Here is a 22001-nt window from a genome sequence, read left to right as displayed (position 1 = left end):
AAATGAACTGGTGGTTACAATCTGTGCAGCAACCTAATTTAGATACAAAACAACAAGCTGAGCAACATCAACTCCAACTTACCAAACCTACAGGTGCCTTAGGTGATTTAGAGCAGATTGCAATCACACTTGCCAGTTTACAGTCAAATGCGCATCCACAAGTTAACCATCCATGGATTACGATTTTTGCAGGTGATCATGGCGTAGTTGAAGAAAATATCTCTGCATATCCCCAAGCTGTTACCCGTCAAATGTTGCAAAACTTCACAACTGGCGGTGCGGCAATTAGTGTCATTGCCAAATATCATCAAGCTCATTTGCAAGTGATTGACTGCGGTACAGCAGGCGAAGCATACGAATATGCAGGTGTTGAACGTCATTGTATTCGTGCCGGCACAGCAAATTTTGCCAAACAAGCTGCAATGAATCTAGATGAATGTCGTGCTGCCTTAGAGTTAGGGAAAAAAAGTGTAGATACTGCTAAAGCGAATAGAGCAGATATTTATATTGCGGGTGAAATGGGGATTGGAAATACCTGTTCTGCCTCTGCTTTAGCATGCCTTTTATTAAATGATACTGCCGAGCAATTGACTGGAGTAGGTACAGGAATTGGTGCTGATCAGTTAAGACATAAAATTGAAGTAATTGAAAAGGCAATTGAACTTCATCACAAACATGTCATTGGTGATGTCTTCAAAAAACTATGTGCTGTAGGTGGTTTGGAAATTGCGGCAATTACAGGTGCTTATATCCGCTGTGCGCAAGTGGGTTTACCTGTGATTGTAGACGGTTTTATTAGTTCTGTAGCCGCTTTATGTGCTGTGCGGATGAATCCTCAAGTGCGTGACTGGATGCTTTTTGGCCATCAATCGGCAGAATATGGACACCAACGTATTTTACAAGAACTCAATGCTGAGCCGATTTTAAATATGAATTTGCGTTTAGGTGAAGGTAGCGGTGCTGGTACTGCCTTAGCATTGGTTAAAATGGCCTGCGCTTTACATAACCAAATGGCTACCTTCGCTCAAGCGGCTGTAAGTGGGAATAAAATTGGCTAAATTTAGGATCGATTTGCTCAGACATGGCGAAAGTCAATATAGCCATACTTTACGTGGTCATTTAGATGATGAGTTAACAGCAAAAGGTTGGCAGCAAATGCAGTCAACCATTGAGCAAGTTACAAACCAGACATGGGATGTCATTGTAAGTTCATCATTAAAAAGATGTGCTTGTTTTGCCGAGCAACTGGCCAAAACAGCAGAACTCCCTTTACTTGTAAATCATGACTTAAAAGAAATGTATTTTGGTGAATGGGAAGGCGTCCCAACTCAGCAAATTTATGAAACCTCACCCGAATTACTGGCAAACTTTTGGCAAAAACCAAGTCAATATTGTCCACCTCGCGCAGAAACATTAAACCAGTTTCAAACAAGGGTTCTTAAAGGTTTTCAGAATTTGCTGGAGCAGATGCAAAAGCAAAACTTACAGCATGCTTTAGTCATTACTCATGGAGGTGTAATTAAGCTATTGGCTTGTTTAGCCAGACAACAGCCTCTAGATGACTTACTTAAAATGCCGGCAGAGCTTGGAAAATTATATTCACTCGAATTTTCTGAAGCAGATGGTCAATTAACTTTTAAGTTAAGATAGTAGTTTTATATTTTTATACACTTGTAAGTTATTATTTTTAAAATGTTATTTTAGCCTGTGTAATAGAACTGTCATTGCTAGTATCTAAGCTATTGGCATTTCTTATTAACCATACATCTGGCTTATGAATATTTTATTTAAAACAACTGTGCTTGCAGCATCATTATTGCTCGCGGCTTGTAATAACAATGATGATCAAGAAGCTCAAACTGCACCATCTACAAACCCATCAAAATATTATCAAACGAAAACGCCTTACCAACCTCAACAAGACTTAAAAAGCTATGAACAAGCGCCGACTGGGTTCCAGCCAGTTTTTACAGAGTTAGTGGCACGTCACGGTTCGAGAGGTTTATCAAGTCTGAAATATGATTTAGCACTTTATAATTTATGGAAACAGGCGAAAGTAGAAAATGCCTTAACGCCACTAGGTGAGCAATTAGGTGCTGATTTAGAAGCAATGATGAAAGCGAATATTTTGTTAGGTTATGGTGTTGAAGGGATCCGTCAGTACGGTTATGGAAATGAAACCATGACTGGTATTTTAGAACACCGCGGTATTGCCGATCGATTATTACAGCGCTTACCAACTCTTTTAAATACGCAGGCGTCTATATTGGTACAAAGTTCTGGGGTGGATCGTGCGGTAGATAGTGCTAAATTTTTCACTGCTGAACTCATTAAACAACAACCCCAACTGAAAGATAAAATTGTTCCATTGTCTTATACCAATTTATCGAGTGAAAACGTGCCAAGTATTGAAGATGGTGGCGTTGATCGTTTTAAACTTTATTTTCATAGCTTGAATGCAGACGAAGACTTAGCTCAACCACTTAGTGTTAGCCAACAAAAAATTTATGATGCAAGTCAGGCTTATCAAGATTTTGAAGAAAATAATAAAGATTTAGCTCAAAAGTTAGATGAGTTATCAAAAAATACTCAGGCTGAAAAAACTGCCCAACTGGTACTCAGCCCGATTTTTAAAGCTGACTTCATTAAAAAGCTCGGTACCACGGGTTATAGCTTTAGCAATACCGGATCATTTACAGTAACTTCACCGAAAGGTGAGCAAATTACAGAAAAAGGTAAGGGAAAAAATACAATTGCCAGCGCAGTTGATGCAGCGGCTTATATTTATGAACTCTATTCAATTTCTGGTGGTATGAAAGATGAGTTAAAAGGTATTGATTTTGATAAATATATGCCTTTGGAAGCCGCAAAATTTTATGCTGAATTTAATGACGCCAATGATTTTTACGAAAAAGGCCCAAGCTTTACAGAATCAAATCAAGTCACCAGTGAAATCGCCCAAGGACTTAAACAGGATCTGTTCCAACAAGTTGATGCTGTGGTGAATAAAGCCCAGCCTTATAAAGCAGTTTTACGTTTTGCCCATGCTGAAATTATTATTCCTTTAGCAACCAGCCTAGATTTGCATAATATGATGCAGCCGTTACCACTACGCCAGACTTATAATTACTCGACAAGTGCATGGCGTGGTGAAGTAGTTTCACCTATGGCGGCAAATTTACAATGGGATATTTACCAAAATAGCCAAGGCAATACTTTGGTAAAAATGCTTTATAACGAAAAAGAAACTTTATTTAAACCTACATGTAATTATGCACGTTATACACCAACCAGTTTTTACTATGACTACATCAAATTGAAACAGTGCTATCAAATGCAATAGATTTTCAGTTTTTGAAGTCTTTAATGGGAATAGGGATTGCTATTCCCATTTTTATTTCTTCATAATTCAATTTGTTTTTAGATATAGATCAGTTAGAGACTTGGATATGACACCTTTTTGGATAGCATTGCAATTTTTAACTGTTCTGCCTATTGAGCTAAAAACAATACCAACGGCACAACAAAATGGTCGAGCTATTCTGTTTTATCCTCTAATCGGCCTGATTATTGGGGGCATACTTTTTCTTGTTACCTGTATTTTTGTTAAATTACCCGCTCTTTTACTTGCGGCAATCGTACTCTCTTTATGGATTTGGCTGACAGGTGGATTGCATTTAGATGGGCTAGCAGATACGGCCGATGCGTGGGTAGGTGGTTTTGGAGATAAACTACGTACTTTACAAATCATGAAGGATCCAAGTTGTGGTCCAATTGGAGTCCTCAGCTTAGTTATCATATGTTTGCTCAAATTTGCACTAGTTTATGTGTTGATTGAACAGCATCAATCTTTATTTTTAATATGCATTCCTATCCTTGGGCGTGTGGTGCCATCTATTTTGTTTTTAACTACACCATATGTCCGCGAAAAAGGCTTAGGCCGTTCTTTGACAGACCATTTACCCAAAACTGCTTCATGGATAATAACTGGGTTCGTTCTGTTATTACCTTTGTATTGGGAGTGGCAAGGGCTTATTGCCATCATTAGTTTTTTAATCAGTCTTGTTTATTTAAGACATGTGTTTATAAAAAGGATTGGCGGTATTACAGGGGATACCGTCGGTGCAGCGATTGAAATAGGTGAAACTGTACTGATTTTTACTTTTGTCGTAAGTTATTTTTATTTAGTTTGATGTTAAATTCCACCTCAATAAAATAAAAAGCCCTCAAAAAATGAGGGCTTAATTTTCAATCTCAAAAAGATGAATTAGCGGTTTGGTAAAACTTCTTTTAAAGCTTCATGCATTTCAAGCAATGTCTTTTCAGTAGTTTCCCAGTCAATACAACCATCCGTTACTGATTTGCCATATTCAAGGTCACAAAGATTGTCAGGAATATCTTGACGGCCGCCTTTTAGATGACTTTCGACCATAATACCTACAATTGACTTATTGCCGTCTAAAATCTGTTCAGTAATGTTTTTAAGAACAAGCGGCTGTAAGTAAGGGTCTTTATTCGAGTTAGCGTGGCTTGCATCAATCATAATTTTGTTGCTCACTTTTGCTTTCGCTAAAGCGTTTTCTGCTTCTGCAACAGAGCCAGCATCGTAGTTTGGTTTACCATTACCGCCACGTAATACCACGTGTGCATAAGGGTTACCTTTTGTATTAATGATTGAAACCTGACCGTCTTCATTTAAGCCTAAGAAACTGTGGCCATATTTAACAGACTGCATGGCATTGGTTGCGACAGTTAAACCGCCGTCTGTACCATTTTTAAAACCTACTGGTGATGATAGACCAGAAGACATTTCGCGGTGAGTTTGGCTTTCGGTTGTACGTGCACCAATTGCAGACCATGAAATTAAGTCTTGATAGTACTGTGGAGAGTTAGGGTCAAGTGCTTCTGTTGCACAAGGTAAGCCTTTTTCATTTAACTCAAGCAAAAGTTTACGACCAATACGTAAACCTTTTTCGATGTTAAATGAGTCATTCATATCCGGATCATTAATTAAGCCTTTCCAGCCAATTGTAGTACGTGGTTTTTCAAAATATACACGCATAACCAGATATAAAGTATCTTTAACCTTTTCGCTTAGCGCTTTTAGGCGATCAGCATATTCGTGAGCAGCTTTTGGATCATGAATAGAGCAAGGACCAATAACGACAAATAAACGTTTATCTGAACCATCTAAAATATTACGAATAGTTTCGCGGCCTTTTAGAACAGTTTGTGAAGCAACATCAGATAACGGAAGTTCTGATTTAAGCTCAGCTGGTGTTACAAGAGTTTGGATGCTTTTAATGTTAACGTCGTCGATATCTGGCTTGGAAACGGAATTTGAATGTGTAGTCATTGCTGTCACTGGTTCGATCATACTAAAGGTTGTTTTGTGTACTGAATATACCATGAAATAATTATGAAAATACTACATCTCATGGCAATTCAGTTTGGAAAAATCCCATTGATTTTACTATCTTTCGGTCGAGTTGCCTGTTTTTTCAGCAACTAATGCTTGTTGTTGTACCACAGCTGCTTTTGGTTTGGCTTTGACTGGGTGGACCATAAAGTTAACACCAAGAGCAAATAGTGTAATACCCAAAATTTTACGGATTAAACGTTCCGGCATACGTGAGCTAATTAATGTGCCAATAATAATTGCCGGAATTGAACCTACTAATAACCACATAAGCAGCACAAAGTCGACATTACCGGCACTCATATGCCCAAGACCTGCGACTAGGGTTAAGAGTACAGCGTGTACGACATCGGAACCAATAATACGAATCATGGGTAAGTTAGGGAACATGATTACAAGTGCCATAATTCCAAAGGCACCAGCGCCGACTGAGGATAGTGTTACGAATACGCCCAAAATAATACCCATAATCACAATATAGGTGCGTTTATTTTGAACAGCTAATTGCTCATTTTCAGTTTGAGTATTCTCTTTATTTCGGAATTTATTAAAGAACTTTTCAATCCGAGTACGGAAAATGATAGAAACACCAGTTAAGGTCAACATAAAGCCTAATACCATGGTTAATACAGCTTTATAATGAGTTGACTGACTTAAATAATGCTCAAGTACCCACGCAGTACCAAAAGATGCAGGAATACTACCGACTGCTAGCCATAAAACAATCGGCCAGACGATATTAAGTTTTTTTGCGTGAACCATCGATCCACAGAACTTAGAGATCGCGGCGTAAAGTAAATCAGTACCAATTGCGATATGCGGTTCAATCCTAAAAAGACCAATTAAAATTGGTGTCATTAATGATCCACCACCAACTCCTGTAATACCTACACAGAAGCCAACTAACATACCTGCCAAGATAAATTCAAAAGCACCAGACATCTTTATCGCCACTTATCACGAAACGCAGATATCTTATTCCTTTTAGAGATAAACAGTTGTCATGAATAATGATTTACTTATGCAAAAAAAAGCTAAGCAATCAAAATCATGCTTAGCTTGAGGAAATTTTATTCAAATTGATGACTTAGAGGAAGTTTTTGATGGCTTGAGCGGATTAAGCCAAAGTATCAGCAAAAAGGTTAAGGGTGTTGCAAAGATCCACCAGCTGACAAAACCAATTGAAAAACCATATTTTTTGATGAGAATAAACCCGCTCAACGCAAATAGTAAAAAGGCCAATATCCTCAACAATGAATAATATTTTTGAGCTAAAGGTTTGAAATGACCAGTTGATTTCGGTGAGCGATATTTTTCAGTCGATATGAATAGTAAATACATGCCTAGTAAAGTCAGGATAAACACAAAGAACATCATGAATTCACCTCAATATTTAACTTACTCAGCTTTTTTTGAATTTTATCTGAAGCTTTATTTTGAATAGGCTTAATTTTAAGAAATATAAAAAAGGCTAAAGCTGCAAATAACCAGAAAAATATATCTATACGTGCAAAATCCCAATAACCACTAAAGTTTTGAATATAATTGTTTTTTAGTAAATAACTTATATTCAAGATAGGGAGTGCAATACTAAGCAGAATAAAAATACCTAGCTGAGTTGGCCATAAATATTGTTTTTTAGTGATGAGCGCAATAATAAAGCTCATGAGCCACACGAAGAAGAAACTATAAATTTCATAATTAACAGTGGTGGCCGTGACAGTAAACAATCGATTCGCATACAAATAAGCAAGAGTTGCACAAGGCAAACCTACAAAGGTAGCAACATTTAAACGGTCAACTAAATAGTGCCCTAAATGAAACTGACTATTTTTACTTTGAAGTTGGCGTTTAAGACTCCAAAGCAACAAGCCAGAGGCAATCATTACACAGCCTAAAATGCCAGAGAAAAACAATCCTAAGCGAAGTAGAGGCTGAGCAAAAGTTGCCATATGTAGGCCATATACTCCCGCATAAAGTGTGGCAATAGGACTATGATTACGTGTATCACCCAAGACTTTAGCAGTTGTAGCATCTAATGTGATTTGTGCTTGATTACGGGTAATAGAATGGTCTTCTTGCTGAATAAACGTAATTTGAGCCTGATTCGTATTTGGGTTTTTAACACTCATAGTTGCTAAAGTTTGATTTCCCCAACGCTGTTTAAGTTGGGCTAATAGCTTTTCAACTGGTAAATTCTGTGCAGGATGCGGTGTTGTACTTTCTGTGACTGTTTTTGTACGTATATCATTGAAATATTGATATGGATTCTCTGGATAGAGTTTTTGCATTCCCCAAGGTAAATATAAATAGAAGAAAATAGCCAAGCCAGTAAAAGTAACTGTTAAAAAGAAGGGTAGAGCAATAACAGATGAAACATTATGAAAATCTAACCATGAGCGCTGCGACTTAAAGGTGCGCAAGGTAAAAAAATCGGTGAAGATTTTTTTATGAGTAATAATGCCTGAGATTAAGGCAATCAACATAATAAAAGCTGCTAAAGATACGACCAACCGCCCAATTAATATCGGGACACCAAAAAGTTGATAATGGAAACGGTAGAAAAAGTCACCGCCTTCAGTCGCAGAAAGTTTTAATTCTTGACCAGTGTTTGCATCGAGGGTTGCATTTCCATAACTACCATCTGGTTTTTCCCAATACATCGTATTTACCGGACTTTCAGATGTAGCAACAGTTAAATACCAAGATTTAGCATCTGAAGCGTGTTCTTGTAAGTATTGATATGCCGTTTTAATTGCCACATCTTGTTTTATTTCAAATTGTGCAAGGGGTGGTTGCATCCACAAATTAATTTCATGGCGGTAATAAGACAAACTTCCCATTAAAAAAATAGCAAATACGAGCCATCCAAAAATTAAACCAGTCCACGAGTGGAGCCATGCCATAGATTGACGTATACCTTTATGCATAACCTACCGTCCGTGTCACAATAAAGAAAAGGGCAAATAATGCGATTGATAAAATGGTCAGTCGCAATAATGATTGGATGCAGAAACCAACAATCACGAAAAATACATAAAACAAAATAGAAATAAAGGCCGCCAAATAGATAGCTTCTGGTTTGTCTAAGTTCAAATGGAAAATTTCAGTTAGTCCAAGACTTAAGTACGCCATACAGGCATAACCCATACCGAAAACAATTAAGAATCGATAGAAAACTTTTATGCGATATAACATCGGAAGATTTAAAGTTCTGGACATATTTACTGACACATAAAAAATAAAAAGAAAGCCAACCCCAAATTGGGATTGGCTACGCTATTAATATTTAAACTTTACAGCAACTGTATAGTTGGCTGGGGCACCATAGTAACCCTGACCACCAGATAAACCTGTCAAATACTTTTCATTTGTTAGATTATTGCCATTCACTTGGAACATTACATGTTCGTTTAAATCATAGCTGGCCATAACATTAAGCAATGCGTAAGCATCTTGTTTTACAGTTGAATAAGAGGTGTCATGTATATCATCTTGCCATTTAATGCTTGCACCAACTTTCAATTTTGGAATTTGGGGAACAGTATAAGAAGCTAAAACGTTAAGTGTTTGAGTTGGGATATTTGGTCTACCTCTTTCACCTGATTCCATATTTTTTAGACTAAATGTTGAGAAACCAAAAACTAAATCTAAGTTATCAGTTAATTTTCCAGTTAATCCAACTTCAACCCCTTGCGATCTAATCGTTCCTATTGGTGACGAGTATTTATTATAGAGCGGATCCCATAATGGGTTTAGTGCAAAGTTATCTTCGTCTGTTCTAAAGATAGCGATATTTCCAGTTAAAGCACCATCTAACCAAGAGCTTTTTACACCTACTTCATAACTTTCACCCTCTACTGGTACAGCGGTTTGTTTAGTAGAAAGATCGATAACCGTTTGTGGCCTAAAAATAGAGGTATAACTCATATAACCTGTGTATTCAGGAGTAAAGTTATATGTAATACCCGCATACGGGGAAACTTTATTCTTTTTATAATCCAAAGTTTCGATTTCAGTATAGTTAGCACCTAAGATAAATTTCAGATCCTCACCTAGATGAAGACGTGTGGCACCGTAAACAGACTTCATTACTCTTTCTTCTGGGTCAGCATAGGTAAAGTCTCCCCAAGTCGGTTCTTCAGGTGTCCAGCTTGGTAAGTCTGTAGTAATAACGCCTAAACTACTACCATACGAATAAACACTTTGAGCATTATACTTTGACCAGTTATAACCAATATTTGCTTCGTGTTGCTGCCCTAATAAATTAAACGTACCTTGAATATCTGCATTTGCTGTAGTTTCTTTAAATTTTTGATTATAAATTTCTGGTAATAGTGAAATACCAGATGTATTGTCTGTAGCAGAAGGAGAACCATTGAGATAAAGCATTTTATCTTTAACCTCTGATTTTTTAAGGTTATAACCTAACCTTAGCTTCCAGTCTCCCCATAAATTTTGTTCAATATTGGCAAAATAATTATCAATTTCCCAATCGTAGTATGTCCATGATGGTGCATAATTATAGTTGCGTGAATAATTTAATGGTTCTCCTTTTGAGTTAACTAAGGGTAGTGCACCCCATTGCGAACCATTAGCGTATTGACGAGTTTTTGAATATCCTGCTGAAATAGTTGTAGTGTCTGTAACGTCAGCTTCTAAAATTCCTTGAAAACCGTTTTTTTCTTCTGAATAGCGGTCTAGATAAGAATCTCCGACTTTCTCATAACCTACGAGACGTCCTCGTACTCGCCCATCTTGTGTAAGAGAACCTGAGATATCAGCTTCATAGCGCTGCGTATCCCATGAACCATAGCTCACCCCAGCATTTGCTTGAAATTCTTTAGTAGGGCGTTTACGGATATAGTTAATTGTAGCCCCAGGATCACCTAGAGCATTTGTTAGAGCATCAGCACCTTTTACAATTTCAATGCGATCATAGAAATAGCTATCTGCATCACTATTATTATAATTATAGCTATCAACTTGAGGGATACCGATTCCGTCAACCAAAATATTTGAAATATCAAAACCACGAGCAGTATAAGTTGTTCGGTTTGTTTCTAATCCAGTTACTGTCACACCTGGTGTATTACTTAAAACATCACGAGTACTGGTAAGGCCAAAATCTTCAATTTGCTGACGAGTAACGACATTAATGGTTTGGGGTGTTTCCTTAGCCTCAATATTAAGCTTGGTTGCACTACTTGAGTTTTTAACATTATATGCCTTGGTCTGTTCAGAAGACTGCTCAGCATTTGATGCTTTGACTTGAATCGTTTGCAAAGCTTGTACCTGTGCATCTTGGGCATAGGTAAGGTTGGCATAACAAATCGCGCAGGCGATTACAGACAACTTAAATGGTCGAGGTGGGATATTCATAAGATTAAAGATAATGTAAATAATTCTCATTTATTTTATTGTTTGTAAATGTAAGCTACAATTCAAATAACATTGTTAATTTAGATTAAAAGATAGTGTATGAATGTAATTTTAGATAGTGATTTGCTAGGGCTAGGTTTAGCTGGAATTGATTAGGTAAGTTCAAGATTAATAAGTCTCTATGCTAGAATGCGTTATTTCAAATTCTTGGGTAAATCGCCTTGGCAAACCGAAAACTTAAAATAGGCATTGTAGTTGGAGAAGTTTCTGGAGATACGCTCGGCGTAAAACTCATGCGTAGTTTTCGTGAGCAGGGAGTCGATGCTGAATTTGAGGGAATCGGTGGCCCTCAAATGATTGCGGAAGGTTTTAACAGTTATTACCCAATGGAAACTCTGTCTGTGATGGGCATTGTTGAGGTATTAAAAGACTTAAAAAAACTATTCGCCGTACGTGATGGCTTAATTAATCAATGGACTCAGCATCCAGTTGATATTTTTATTGGTATTGATGCACCAGACTTTAACCTCAGACTTTCGAAAAGTATCAAAGAAAAGAATCTTCCAATAAAAACAGTTCAATATGTGAGTCCATCAGTTTGGGCATGGCGCCAAGGGCGAGTACATGGCATCAAACAAAGTATAGATTTAGTACTTTGCTTATTTCCTTTTGAAAAAGTTTTTTATGAACAATATGAAGTGCCAGCGGCATTTGTAGGCCATCCACTAGCTAAACAATTACCGCTTGAGAACCCTATTCAAATTGCTAAACAAGAATTGGGTGTTGATGAAAATCAAAAACATATTGCTTTGTTGCCTGGTAGCCGCAAAGGTGAAGTAGAAAGACTTCTTCCTATGCTATTGGGGGCAGCCAATATTTTGCATACAAAATATCCAGATATTCAGTTTTTAATTCCGGCAATTAATGATGCGCGCAAACAGCAGATTGAGCAGGGGGTTGAACAATTAGCACCGCAGCTAAAAGCAAAAATTCATATTTTAGAAAATACGGATAGCGAATCGAAAATTGGTCGTATGGTCATGAACGCGAGTGACATTATTGCCTTAGCGTCTGGAACGGCGACATTAGAAGCCATGCTCATGCATAGACCAATGGTCACTTTCTATAAACTGCATTGGTTAACTTATTTAATTGCTAAATTCTTGGTGAAAATACCTTATTACTCCTTGCCAAATATCATCGCGGGTAAAAAAGTAATTGAAGAGCTGATTCAGGCAGATGCAACACCTGAAAATTTAGCGGCTGAAATAGAAAAACTAATGAATGTTGAAACCGCTCAAATTCAAGTAATGCAACATTTAACTATGCATAAACAGCTTATTTCTGGAAATACAGAAGATCCGGTTCAAGCCATTTTGCAATGTTTGAATAGCTAATTTTTAAGATTTGATTGGCTAATTGCTTTTAATCCAGCTAATGAAAATTTTTTAAAGTGTTCAACTAAATCATGTAAGGGCATCTGAGCAATATTTTTAAGTGGCTCAGGTGCTTGAGCATTAGGCCCGGCAATAATAAGCATCATGCAAGGGGTCATCACGCTTAAAATACAAGGTAAAACGGCCGGATCATTTTCATCTAAGTTCGCCACTTGACTAATCAACTTTCGAATAAGAAAAAATTTTCTCATACCAGTTAATTCAATAAAACTTAATAAATGCTCAGAAGGTGAAAACAGTTCGCGAATAAAAACTTTGCCATGCCAAACATCTTTTTCCGTCAACTTATGTAATAAAGTTTCAAGTAATAAACTCAATTTTTCTTCGGGAGGGTAAGTACTTTCAACAAGTTCTAGTAAGTATTGTTCATCTAGATAATGGGCATGAGCTTCCATTAACACTGCTTGATATAGCCCATCTCGACCATCAAAGTGATAATTAATTGCTGCTAAATCGACATTTGCTACTTTGGCAATTGTTTTGTTTGCTGTTTTTGCAAAACCATATTGGGCGATTAAGGGTCCTGCTGCCTCAATAATTTTAGTCTTTGTTAAGTCACCATCACTTCGTCTAGATCTGGACATGTTTAAACCTAATTTTATTTCATCATAAAAGTATATCTTTTATTCACAGATTAAGTTAATTTAAATTTAAATTGAATTTAAACTATGTAAATTTGAATTTAATAAGAAGGCCAAAAAGATGAATAAAAAAGTGATTGCCGGCATTTTAGTTGTTATAGCTGTAGTTGCCATCGGCTTTTGGGTATGGGGATATAATCATAAAAAACAATTAGATAATAATGTATTAACTTTATATGGAAATGTGGATATCCGCCAAGTTTCACTTGCATTTGAACAGTCTGGCCGTATTCAGAAACTTTTAGTTCAAGAGGGCGATAAAGTTCAAGCAGGTCAAGTACTGGCAACCCTTAATACCAATGCATTACAAATTCAGGCAAAGCAAGCTCAAGCACAACTTAAAGCTCAACAAGAGGCAATTATTAAACAAGAGATTGGAGCTCGCCCTGAAGAAATCACCCAAGCAAAAGCTCAACTTGCGTCTGCCCAAGCTGAACTTGATAAAACCAATAAAAACTTGCAACGCTTACAAATTTTGGTAAGTAGTACCGATGGTCGAGCAATTAGCCAACAAGAACTCGACTATGCCAAAAGTAATCAACATAGTGCTGAGGCAGCGGTCCGTGAAAGACAAGCCAATTTAGAATTATTAATTAAAGGTGCACGAAAAGAAGATCGTGAAGCAACCAGAGCACAGTATGAAGTGACTAAGGCTAATTTAGATTTAATTAACTATAACCTTACTCAAGCAGAACTAAGGTCTCCTGTAAATGCAGTGGTACGAGCTCGGTTGCAAGAAGTTGGCGACATGACAACTGCTCAAAAGGCCGTTTATACATTAGCCTTGACCAATCTAAAATGGATTCGTGTGTATGTAAATGAACAAGATTTAAGTTCAATTAAAATGGGAGGCACGGCTCAAGTCATTCGTGATGCTTATCCCAATCAGCCTATGAATGGAAAAATTGGCTATATATCTTCAGTGGCTGAGTTCACACCTAAAACAGTACAGACAGAAGAGATTAGAACAACACTTGTTTACGAAGTTCGGGTGTATGTAAATGATCCGAATGATCAATTAAAAATGGGTCAACCCGTGACAGTAAAAGTCCCACTTGCTTTAAGTGAGAAAGCCCATGATTGATAGTAAAGCAGTGGTTCAAGCCCTTAATTTATTCATGACTTTTAAAGCCGAAAATAAAAATTCAGCAGATATTAGTGCAATTTTTGATTTGAATATGCAAATCAAAAAAGGAGAACTTACCGCTTTAGTCGGTCCAGATGGTGCGGGTAAAACAACTTTATTAAGGTTAATTGCAGGATTATATAAAGCGAGTTCAGGTTCTCTTCATGTGCTTGGGTTTGATATTGAAAAACATCCTCAAGTTGTCCAAGACCGTATTAGTTATATGCCACAACGTTTTGGACTCTATGAAGACTTAAGTGTACAAGAGAATCTAAATTTATATGCCGACTTACACGGCGTTCCAAAAAATGTACGTAACCAAAGATTTAAACGTTTATTGGAGATAACGGATCTTACTCAGTTTACTCAACGTCTAGCAGGGCAACTTTCTGGTGGAATGAAGCAAAAGCTAGGATTGGCATGTACTCTAGTTCGTTCCCCAGAGTTACTGTTGCTCGATGAACCTAGTGTTGGAGTAGACCCTTTATCACGACGGGATTTATGGATCATTATTGAACAACTTGTTCAGGAAGAAAATTTAAGTGTAATTATAAGTACCGCTTATATGGATGAAGCAGAAAAGTGCGCTTACGTGTATATCATGCACGAAGGCAAAATTTTAAGACAAGGTTCACCTGAGCAATTAAAAGCGTTAGTACATGAGCAAACATGGCAAATAAAGCCTTCAGAGCAGATTAAGACTCGGATTGTACAAGCCCAGTTGCTTGGAAATTCTGGAGAGATTATTGATGCAGTGCCAAGAGGAGAGCAAGTAAACTTTATTAGTCGCCAAAAAGAACTATCAACAAATATTTTACCTCTGGGACTAGTGGCAAATAGGCGACCACCTGAACTCGAAGATGCTTTTATGATGTTGTTACAGCAAAATCAAAAACAACAAATCTCTATTTCTCAGCAGGCTTTTCGATTCGAACAAAACAATAATTCGCAATCCGACCAAGCGGTCATTGTAGTTAAAGATTTAGTCAGAACTTTTGGAGATTTTACTGCTGTTGCCAACACGTCATTTACTGTACAGCGTGGAGAGATCTTTGGGTTACTTGGGCCAAATGGAGCTGGTAAAACCACGACATTTCGCATGTTATGTGGGTTACTACCGGCAAGTAGCGGTTACCTAGAAGTTGCAGGTAAAAACTTACGGACGGCCCGTGCTGAAGCAAGAGCTAAAGTAGGCTACGTCTCTCAAAAATTTGCACTGTATAGCAATTTAACTGTGTTGGAAAACTTAAAGTTTTTTGGTGGAGCCTATGGTTTATCGGGCAAAAAACTAGATCAACAAATTGATAAAGCTTTACAGCAATATGATTTAAAGCCGCAAATTAAAAGCGGTGATTTACCTGGTGGTTATAAACAGCGCTTATCTATGGCGGCTGCATTATTACATGAACCAGAAATTTTATTTTTAGACGAACCTACGAGTGGAATAGACCCGCTTGCACGGCGTTCATTTTGGTACAGTATTGGTAAACTCGCAAATCAAGGCATTACCATCATTATTACCACCCATTTTATGGAGGAAGCAGAATATTGTGACCGCATTGCTATACAAGATGCAGGAAAGTTACTAGCCCTAGGTTCTCCTCAACAGGTCCGCGAATTGGCAAGTAAAGATAAACATATTATTGTTGATATGAATGAGGCTTTTATTGCAATAGTGGAACAAGCACGTGCATTAAGGCATGCGGGTTAGGAGACCTACAATGAGCTTTGCATTTTGGAGTCGCTTGAAAGCCTTAGTTCGGAAAGAAACTAAACAGCTTCTTCGTGACAAAAGCAGTCTCGGAATTGGCCTAGTTTTGCCTGTTATCTTAATTTTACTATTTGGTTATGGACTTTCTTTTGACTTGAACCAAGCACGAGTTGGTGTTGTAGTTGATCAGTCCTCGCCGCAGGTCAATCAGGTCTTAGCTGGCTTAAATGGATCGCGATATTTAACCAGTCTAGAATTTCATAATTTGCCTGAAGCAGAACAGGCCATTCGAAATGGCAAAATTGATGCGATTTTGCATTTGCCTTCCGATTTTGCAAATCAGGCCCAACAAGGTAACGCAAAGGTTCAATTGCTATTAAATGGTAGATCGACCACCATAGCAACTGCTTTAGAGGGGTATGTCGCGGGTGCTTTGGCTACCGCGCCATCAATACAAATTGATCGTAGCCCCATATTAGCATCTGCAAGCGCCGTTAAAATTGAACAAAGAATATGGTTTAACGAATCTGGTAACAGTACTTGGTTTTTAGTGCCGGGTTTAATGGTACTCATTTTAACTTTAATTGGCGCATTTTTAACGGGTCTGCTTATTGCCCGTGAAAGGGAACGGGGAACATTAGAAGCCTTATTTGTCACACCAGTACGGCCATTTGAAATTGTGTTGGCAAAACTCATTCCGTACGTTGTTGTCGGCATGATTGATATCGTTATTTGTATTGTTGCTGCACATTTTATTTTTGAAGTACCTATGCGCGGTTCATTATTCTCAATTTTATCTGCTTCATTTCTATATTTAATCGTTTCATTATTACTTGGTTTAACTATATCTGGCTTTGCCCAAAGTCAGTTTCAGGCGAGTCAAATTGCTTTGTTGGCAAGTTTTATGCCAGCACTGATGCTTTCCGGATTTGTTTTTGATACACGCAACTTGCCTTTGGTTGTGCAAATTATTAGCCAGTTACTTCCAGCGACGCATTTTATGGTTTTAATTAAAACTTTATTTATGGGAGGTGATGATTGGAGACTATGGTTTAAAGAGTGCGGTATTTTATTGGGATATATCGTTGTTTTGATATGTGCTGTGAACTTTTCACTGAAAAAACGGTTGAGATAAAGTTATGTGGCAGCAATTAATCACGTGGCTGAAACACTTAAGTTTTTTAGTCAAAAAAGAATTCTTAACCATTTTTAGTGATCCTGCAAATAGGGCTATTCTATTTGTACCCGCCCTGATGCAAGCACTTTTATTTGGCTATGCGGCTACTTATGACGTTAACCATGTAGATTATGCAATTTTAGATCAGAGCAACGGGCAGGTTTCACATGAGCTGATCTCGAAGCTCGATGGCTCTGGTATTTTTAAGCGTGCTGCCACACTGGAATATACCGAACAAATCAAACAGGTTATTGATAATCGTCAGGCATTGCTCGCAATTACGATCCCCAATGATTTCGAGAGTAAATTAAATAATAACCAAAGCGCTCCTATACAGGTCATTGTTGATGGCAGGAATTCATCTACAGCTATGGTCGCAGGGTCATATCTAAGTAAAATTATTGGTCAATTTAATCAGCAAAAGTTTAATTCAGCTTTACCGATTAGCCTTGAAACAAGAACATGGTACAACCCAAATCAGGAATCTCGTTGGAGCTTAATGCCTGCATTAATTGCAGCATTAAGTATGATGCAGACATTACTTTTATCTGCTTTATCAGTTGCGCGTGAACGTGAGCAGGGTACGTTTGATCAATTATTAGTGACACCTTATACGCCATTACAAATTATGATTGGTAAGGCTTTGCCGCCGATTTTTGTAGGCTTGATGCAATCGACCATTATTTTATTGATTATTTTGTTCTGGTTTAAAATTCCAATGAATGGCTCTATTGGACTGCTTTATTTTGGATTATTCAGCTTTAACGTGGCAGTAGTTGGTGTGGGCTTATCAATTTCAGCTTTATCTTTAAATATGCAACAAGCTATGCTTTTTACATTTTTATTGATTATGCCTTTAATGTTACTTTCAGGCTTACTGACACCTGTAGAAAATATGCCAAAAGCATTACAAGTAGCAACTTATGCAAATCCATTAAGATTTGGAATTAACTTAGTACAGCGGGTTTATTTAGAAGGTGCAAGCTTTGCCCAAGTCAAATTGAATTTTTTACCAATGATTGTGCTGGGGATAGTAACTTTACCTTTAGCAGCTTGGTTGTTTAGAAATAGATTATCTTAATTATATTGATTAAAAAGCCCCATTTTTATGGGGCTTTTTTTAAATTGACTTATGCACGTACAATCAGCTCGTAACCTGTATATTTACGGATATTAATAACACCAATATCAAAAATTAAATATTGGCCCTTAATACCTTGCAATACTCCACGAATTTTTGGTGTTTTATCTAAGTTTAAAGACTTAATTTTTTCAGGATATTGTTCAACTGGGTAAACAAACTCACGTGGCAATTCATTTTCTAGTAATTCAACCGTTTCGTTAAATTCAAGATTTTGGCTAAATTCTTCACGAATAGTTTGAATTTTAGGAGCGAATTCTTCAATTAACTGATCACGTTGTTCAATCAAATTTAGAGGTTCAGCTTCGCCTTTGAGAAGTTTACGCCAATCTGTCTTATCCGCAATTAAGGAACCAAACATGGTTTCAAGCTGGCCAGATAAACGACGTGAACCAACTTTTAAAATAGGTAAGGCTTGAGTTGCCCCTTGATCTAACCAACGACCAGGCATATGGCTAACGCGAGTAATACCTACTTTTAAAGCACTTGAATTTGCCAAATACACAATATGAGGCTGGAAACATACGCGGTGGGCAAAATCATCTTCACGACATGTACCCAAATGGTAGTGGCATGTTTCAGGTTTCATAATGCAAAGGTCACATTCCGCTTTTGTTTTAAAGCATTTAAAGCAGTGGCCTTGCGAATAAGACTTTGGTGTTTTAGCACCACAAGAGGTGCAATAAATATTACCTGTCCATTCGATTTCTAGTTCTTGTCCTAAATTAAAAGGAAGATCAATTTCTGAACGGTCTAATACAAATTTGTATTCAACATTTGCCTTGGTTGTCTGTTGATCAGTTACACTAGCATCTTTTAGGCCTGCATGCATTTTATGGCAAATGCCTTGTAGTTCCATAAAGTTTAAACTCACATCTTTCAATTAAGGGTTGCAGTTATGGCTGAACAAAATGTCATCACTTCTATGCTAGACGATTTATCAAACGAACAGCCTATTCATACTGCACTTTGTATTGGCCAGAAAATTGACCAGAATAACGCAATTCAATGGCACTATTTTACCGTAACTGAGCTGTTAAGTCTGCCTTTTACTCAGCGTTATGATTTGGGTTTTGTATTGTTTGATACTGATGAAATGCAGGACATCAGCGATGTGCAAAAATCACAATTATTAGTAAAGCTAAGAGATTTATTAGCAAAACGAATTGTTGTAGTAAGCAAACGCAGTGATGAACAGCTTCTGCGTTCTTTAGGTTTTACCCAACTTATTGATAAGACTTCACATGATAGTGATTTTGCTTTATGGCAATTTAATATTTTGACCTATAAGCATGTACCAGATTGGTTTAATTCAAAATTTTGGGCAAATCCAGAAAATTGGAATAAATTCCGTTGGTAAAAGACCTTGTAATCTCTTTCAAAATTTAACAATTTGATTTTTGCTGTCTTAACAAAAAAACGCGTATGCTCATGTATAAACCATACATAAGAGTTACTCATGACAAATTTAAGCAACATTGTAGAAGTTTTGGCTAAGCAAGCTTTAGGTGGGAATCAGCAAGCGTCAGGTCAAGGTGGTTTAGGTGGAATTTTAGGTTCTGTACTAGGACAAATGGGTGGTAATACTTCATCTGGTGCCCAAGGTGGTCTTGGTGGAGTATTGGGTTCTGTATTGGGACAAGTCACTGGTAATAACAACACACCTCAAACTGGTGGTGGTGTACAAAGTTTATTAATTGCAGTGGTACCTTTAATCTTAGGTTGGGTTCAGCAACAAGGTGGTTTACAAGCTGCTCTTGAGAAATTAAAAGGCGCTGGCTTAGGTAGCCAAGTTCAAAGTTGGGTTGATCCAAACCAAAGTAATAGTGAAGTTCCGACCCAGCAATTACAAAGTCTGTTTAATCCAGCAGACATTGAACAAGTTGCTCAGCAAGCTCAAGCACCAAAAGAACAAGTTTATGGTGCAATCGCTTCTGTCTTACCTCAAGTCATTGATTCTTTAACACCTCAAGGTGAGAGTACAGATCATCAAGAAGCTAACCAAGATATTCAAAATGTGATGAATCTTGTAAGTGGTTTCTTAAAATAAAATATAAATTTTTTAAAAGCCGATATTTTTATATCGGCTTTTTTGATAGCACAATAAAATAAAAGGGCATAAGCCCTTTTATTTTAGATATGAATCGAACATAACTGATTAGAAGTTATATTCAATACCAGTACCTACAACAGTTTGTTTGTCGTCGTCGTTCAACCAGTCACGTTTTTGTTGAGCAACGATACCGTAGAAGCGAGCTTGTTTATTGATTTGATAATCAAGACCTAAACCATACAAGTCAATTTTACGATCTGCCTGACCACTTACTTGTGTTTCAGCAGAAGCATATTCTGCTTTTACTTTAAGTTTAGTGTTAGGAATTTTATAAGCAGCAGTTACCGCGTATGCTTCTTCTTCTAAACCACGGTAAGCTTTACCAGCTTTATCGATTGAACCATCTGATTTATATGTTTGACCATATGCAGTCAAGTCATCAGTAGGTTCAGCATGTTGCCATAAAGCACCTACTACAAAACCAGATTTAGCAATGTCATAAGAACCAGTTACACGGTAAGCGTCTGTATAAACATCTTTCAAACCGTAAGCAGCATATTTACCTTTGATACCGAAGTCACCAGCAGCAGCGATTGCTAAACCTAAGTCTTTATTTTCATAACCTAGAGAAGTCGAAACTGAATCGAAGCTATCATTTTTGCTGTCTTTACCAGTTTCGCCTTTTTTACTATCAGAAGTGCTTTCACCAGTTTGAGCCATGATATTGAATGTCAAACCAGCTAATAATTTAGGGTCTAATTCAAAACCAACTACGTTATCTAAACGGTTTTCACCGTACATAATATTTGTAATATCTAAACGTGTGTCATCGTTAAAGATGTCTTGGTTGCTACCAGCAGAGGTTTTGAAGTAAGAGTCATATTTACCTACTTTTAACGTACCGACGCCTTCAGTTTTTAAACCAATAAAACGGTTACGGGCGCTAAGGTCAGTATCTGAACCAGAACCGTCAGTAGAAATTGCCCATTCAGCTAAATAAACAGCAGATAGCTTATCAGTCAACTTCTCTTCACCTTTTACCCCAATACGAGAAGAGTTTGAGTTAACTTCGGTAACGTCACTTTTACCATCGAAATTTTTGTTGTCAACTTGGTTAATGGAAACGTTTAGTTTGCCGTACAAAGTTGGCGCTGCTTGCACCGCGTTTATGCTCAAAGTTGCAACTGCGGCAGCGAGAAGCAATTTCTTCATTGAGATTTCTCCAAAAGGTATTTTTAAATGGCGTATGCCTAGCTAACTTTTATTTTTTAGTTGGCTTATGTACAAAAAGTTACAGAAGCTCACCAACTTGCTAAGAAGTATCTGTAAACTTTGTGACAATGGAGTGAAGAAGAAATGACAGTTTTATGACAATTAAAAATTGGAAATACTTTATTTTCTTTTGATTTTATTACACTTTTTAAATAAAAAAAGCGGAGTTTAAACTCCGCTTTTATCTCTTAAAATCAAAGTGCTGCTTTAATTTTCTCAGCCAAAGCTTTGATTTTATCTTGGTCTCCTAATTGCGTCGCATGTTTGCCAAGTTGGTGAACATTTGTCGGAATTAGATGAAAATGAACATGAGGGACAGTTTGTCCGGCAGCTGCTCCTGATAACTGCATGAGCACAATTCCATCCAAATTTAATGCAGTTTCCATTGCCTTAGCAATTTTTTGCACGATCTGGATGGTATAAGCTGCCGCTTCAGGAGGTAAATCAAGTAAAGTTACTGCAGGAGTTTTTGGAATAACTAATGCATGACCATCGGCTTGGGGCATAATATCCATAAAAGCTAGAACTTGATCATCTTCATAGAGTTTTATCGCTGGAAGTTCACCACGTAAAATTTTTGCGAAGATATTTTGATCATCATATGCCATGTATTATTCCTTTA

21 protein-coding genes are annotated in these 22001 nt (G+C 37.3%); 11 read left to right on the top strand and 10 right to left on the bottom strand.

The window, feature by feature from the left end:
• Positions 1-2: 2 nt before the first annotated feature.
• From cobT to C1642_RS05035, 4 genes are all read left to right on the top strand, one after another.
• On the top strand, positions 3-1058 hold the full coding sequence (gene cobT / locus C1642_RS05050) for a nicotinate-nucleotide--dimethylbenzimidazole phosphoribosyltransferase (protein ID WP_103236003.1): 1056 nt from the start codon (positions 3-5) through the stop codon (positions 1056-1058).
• A complete protein-coding gene (locus C1642_RS05045) occupies positions 1051-1650 on the top strand; it encodes a histidine phosphatase family protein (protein WP_103236002.1) in 600 nt (199 codons plus the stop codon). The genes cobT and C1642_RS05045 overlap by 8 nt, the downstream gene beginning before the upstream one ends.
• 124 nt (positions 1651-1774) lie before the next feature.
• Entirely contained in the window at positions 1775-3343 is a 1569-nt protein-coding gene (locus C1642_RS05040) for a histidine-type phosphatase (RefSeq protein ID WP_103236001.1), read from the top strand.
• Between the two features lie 106 nt (positions 3344-3449).
• Positions 3450-4193, top strand: a complete 744-nt coding sequence (locus C1642_RS05035; protein WP_103236000.1) for an adenosylcobinamide-GDP ribazoletransferase — start codon at positions 3450-3452, stop codon at positions 4191-4193.
• A 74-nt stretch (positions 4194-4267) separates the two neighbouring features.
• On the opposite strand, the gene C1642_RS05030 is transcribed toward C1642_RS05035, so the two are convergent.
• From C1642_RS05030 to C1642_RS05005, 6 genes are all read right to left on the bottom strand, one after another.
• On the bottom strand, positions 4268-5377 hold the full coding sequence (locus tag C1642_RS05030; protein ID WP_000572397.1) for a 3-deoxy-7-phosphoheptulonate synthase: 1110 nt from the start codon (positions 5375-5377) through the stop codon (positions 4268-4270).
• A gap of 96 nt (positions 5378-5473) precedes the next feature.
• Positions 5474-6361, bottom strand: coding sequence for a sulfite exporter TauE/SafE family protein (locus tag C1642_RS05025; RefSeq protein ID WP_023896794.1), 888 nt, complete (start codon positions 6359-6361; stop codon positions 5474-5476).
• Between the two features lie 132 nt (positions 6362-6493).
• Entirely contained in the window at positions 6494-6796 is a 303-nt protein-coding gene (locus tag C1642_RS05020; protein ID WP_000971114.1) for a hypothetical protein, read from the bottom strand.
• The gene (locus C1642_RS05015) at positions 6793-8349 is read right to left on the bottom strand and encodes a PepSY-associated TM helix domain-containing protein (protein ID WP_103235999.1); all 1557 of its coding nucleotides are present in this window, start codon (positions 8347-8349) and stop codon (positions 6793-6795) included. The genes C1642_RS05020 and C1642_RS05015 overlap by 4 nt, the downstream gene beginning before the upstream one ends.
• The gene (locus tag C1642_RS05010; protein ID WP_000091759.1) at positions 8342-8641 is read right to left on the bottom strand and encodes a hypothetical protein; all 300 of its coding nucleotides are present in this window, start codon (positions 8639-8641) and stop codon (positions 8342-8344) included. Before C1642_RS05010 ends, C1642_RS05015 begins: the two co-directional genes overlap by 8 nt.
• Before the next feature lie 60 nt (positions 8642-8701).
• Positions 8702-10801 carry a TonB-dependent siderophore receptor gene (locus C1642_RS05005; protein WP_103235998.1) on the bottom strand — a complete coding sequence of 700 codons (2100 nt, stop codon included), beginning with the start codon at positions 10799-10801 and terminating at the stop codon, positions 8702-8704.
• Between the two features lie 221 nt (positions 10802-11022).
• On the opposite strand from C1642_RS05005, the gene lpxB reads away from it, so the two are divergent.
• The gene (gene lpxB / locus C1642_RS05000) at positions 11023-12198 is read left to right on the top strand and encodes a lipid-A-disaccharide synthase (protein WP_002064783.1); all 1176 of its coding nucleotides are present in this window, start codon (positions 11023-11025) and stop codon (positions 12196-12198) included.
• Here the strand turns inward: lpxB and C1642_RS04995 are convergent.
• Entirely contained in the window at positions 12195-12842 is a 648-nt protein-coding gene (locus C1642_RS04995; RefSeq protein ID WP_000091621.1) for a TetR/AcrR family transcriptional regulator, read from the bottom strand. The genes lpxB and C1642_RS04995 overlap by 4 nt on opposite strands.
• A gap of 118 nt (positions 12843-12960) precedes the next feature.
• Here C1642_RS04995 and C1642_RS04990 point away from each other — a divergent pair, with 118 nt between their 5' ends.
• Genes C1642_RS04990 through C1642_RS04975 form a run of 4 tightly spaced genes read left to right on the top strand, consistent with a single transcriptional unit; the run spans position 12961 to position 17994 of the window.
• Positions 12961-13983: an HlyD family efflux transporter periplasmic adaptor subunit gene (locus C1642_RS04990; RefSeq protein ID WP_103235997.1), complete on the top strand. Its 1023-nt coding sequence runs from the start codon at positions 12961-12963 to the stop codon at positions 13981-13983.
• Entirely contained in the window at positions 13976-15736 is a 1761-nt protein-coding gene (locus tag C1642_RS04985) for an ATP-binding cassette domain-containing protein (RefSeq protein ID WP_103235996.1), read from the top strand. The genes C1642_RS04990 and C1642_RS04985 overlap by 8 nt, the downstream gene beginning before the upstream one ends.
• Before the next feature lie 10 nt (positions 15737-15746).
• Positions 15747-16871 carry an ABC transporter permease gene (locus tag C1642_RS04980; RefSeq protein ID WP_000006393.1) on the top strand — a complete coding sequence of 375 codons (1125 nt, stop codon included), beginning with the start codon at positions 15747-15749 and terminating at the stop codon, positions 16869-16871.
• A gap of 4 nt (positions 16872-16875) precedes the next feature.
• Positions 16876-17994 carry an ABC transporter permease gene (locus C1642_RS04975; RefSeq protein WP_103235995.1) on the top strand — a complete coding sequence of 373 codons (1119 nt, stop codon included), beginning with the start codon at positions 16876-16878 and terminating at the stop codon, positions 17992-17994.
• Positions 17995-18043: 49 nt separating this feature from the next.
• Here C1642_RS04975 and C1642_RS04970 read toward each other — a convergent pair whose 3' ends face one another.
• Positions 18044-18913, bottom strand: a complete 870-nt coding sequence (locus C1642_RS04970) for a DUF2797 domain-containing protein (protein ID WP_065709160.1) — start codon at positions 18911-18913, stop codon at positions 18044-18046.
• Positions 18914-18952: 39 nt separating this feature from the next.
• Between C1642_RS04970 and C1642_RS04965 the strand changes: the two genes are divergently transcribed.
• Both C1642_RS04965 and C1642_RS04960 read left to right on the top strand, forming a co-directional pair.
• Positions 18953-19414: a DUF6231 family protein gene (locus C1642_RS04965; RefSeq protein WP_000840537.1), complete on the top strand. Its 462-nt coding sequence runs from the start codon at positions 18953-18955 to the stop codon at positions 19412-19414.
• Positions 19415-19513: 99 nt separating this feature from the next.
• Complete coding sequence (locus C1642_RS04960; protein WP_000183451.1) at positions 19514-20104, top strand: YidB family protein; 591 nt, start codon at positions 19514-19516, stop codon at positions 20102-20104.
• 108 nt (positions 20105-20212) lie between these two features.
• Here C1642_RS04960 and C1642_RS04955 read toward each other — a convergent pair whose 3' ends face one another.
• Both C1642_RS04955 and C1642_RS04950 read right to left on the bottom strand, forming a co-directional pair.
• The gene (locus tag C1642_RS04955) at positions 20213-21319 is read right to left on the bottom strand and encodes a porin (RefSeq protein ID WP_032030261.1); all 1107 of its coding nucleotides are present in this window, start codon (positions 21317-21319) and stop codon (positions 20213-20215) included.
• 254 nt (positions 21320-21573) lie between these two features.
• On the bottom strand, positions 21574-21987 hold the full coding sequence (locus tag C1642_RS04950) for an HIT family protein (RefSeq protein WP_103235994.1): 414 nt from the start codon (positions 21985-21987) through the stop codon (positions 21574-21576).
• Positions 21988-22001 lie beyond the last annotated feature (14 nt).

It is taken from the genome of Acinetobacter sp. AKBS16, from assembly GCF_002899995.1.
GTDB lineage: Bacteria > Pseudomonadota > Gammaproteobacteria > Pseudomonadales > Moraxellaceae > Acinetobacter > Acinetobacter baumannii.
Note: the sequence above shows the minus strand (reverse complement) of the source record. Positions and strands in the feature narration are given on the sequence as shown.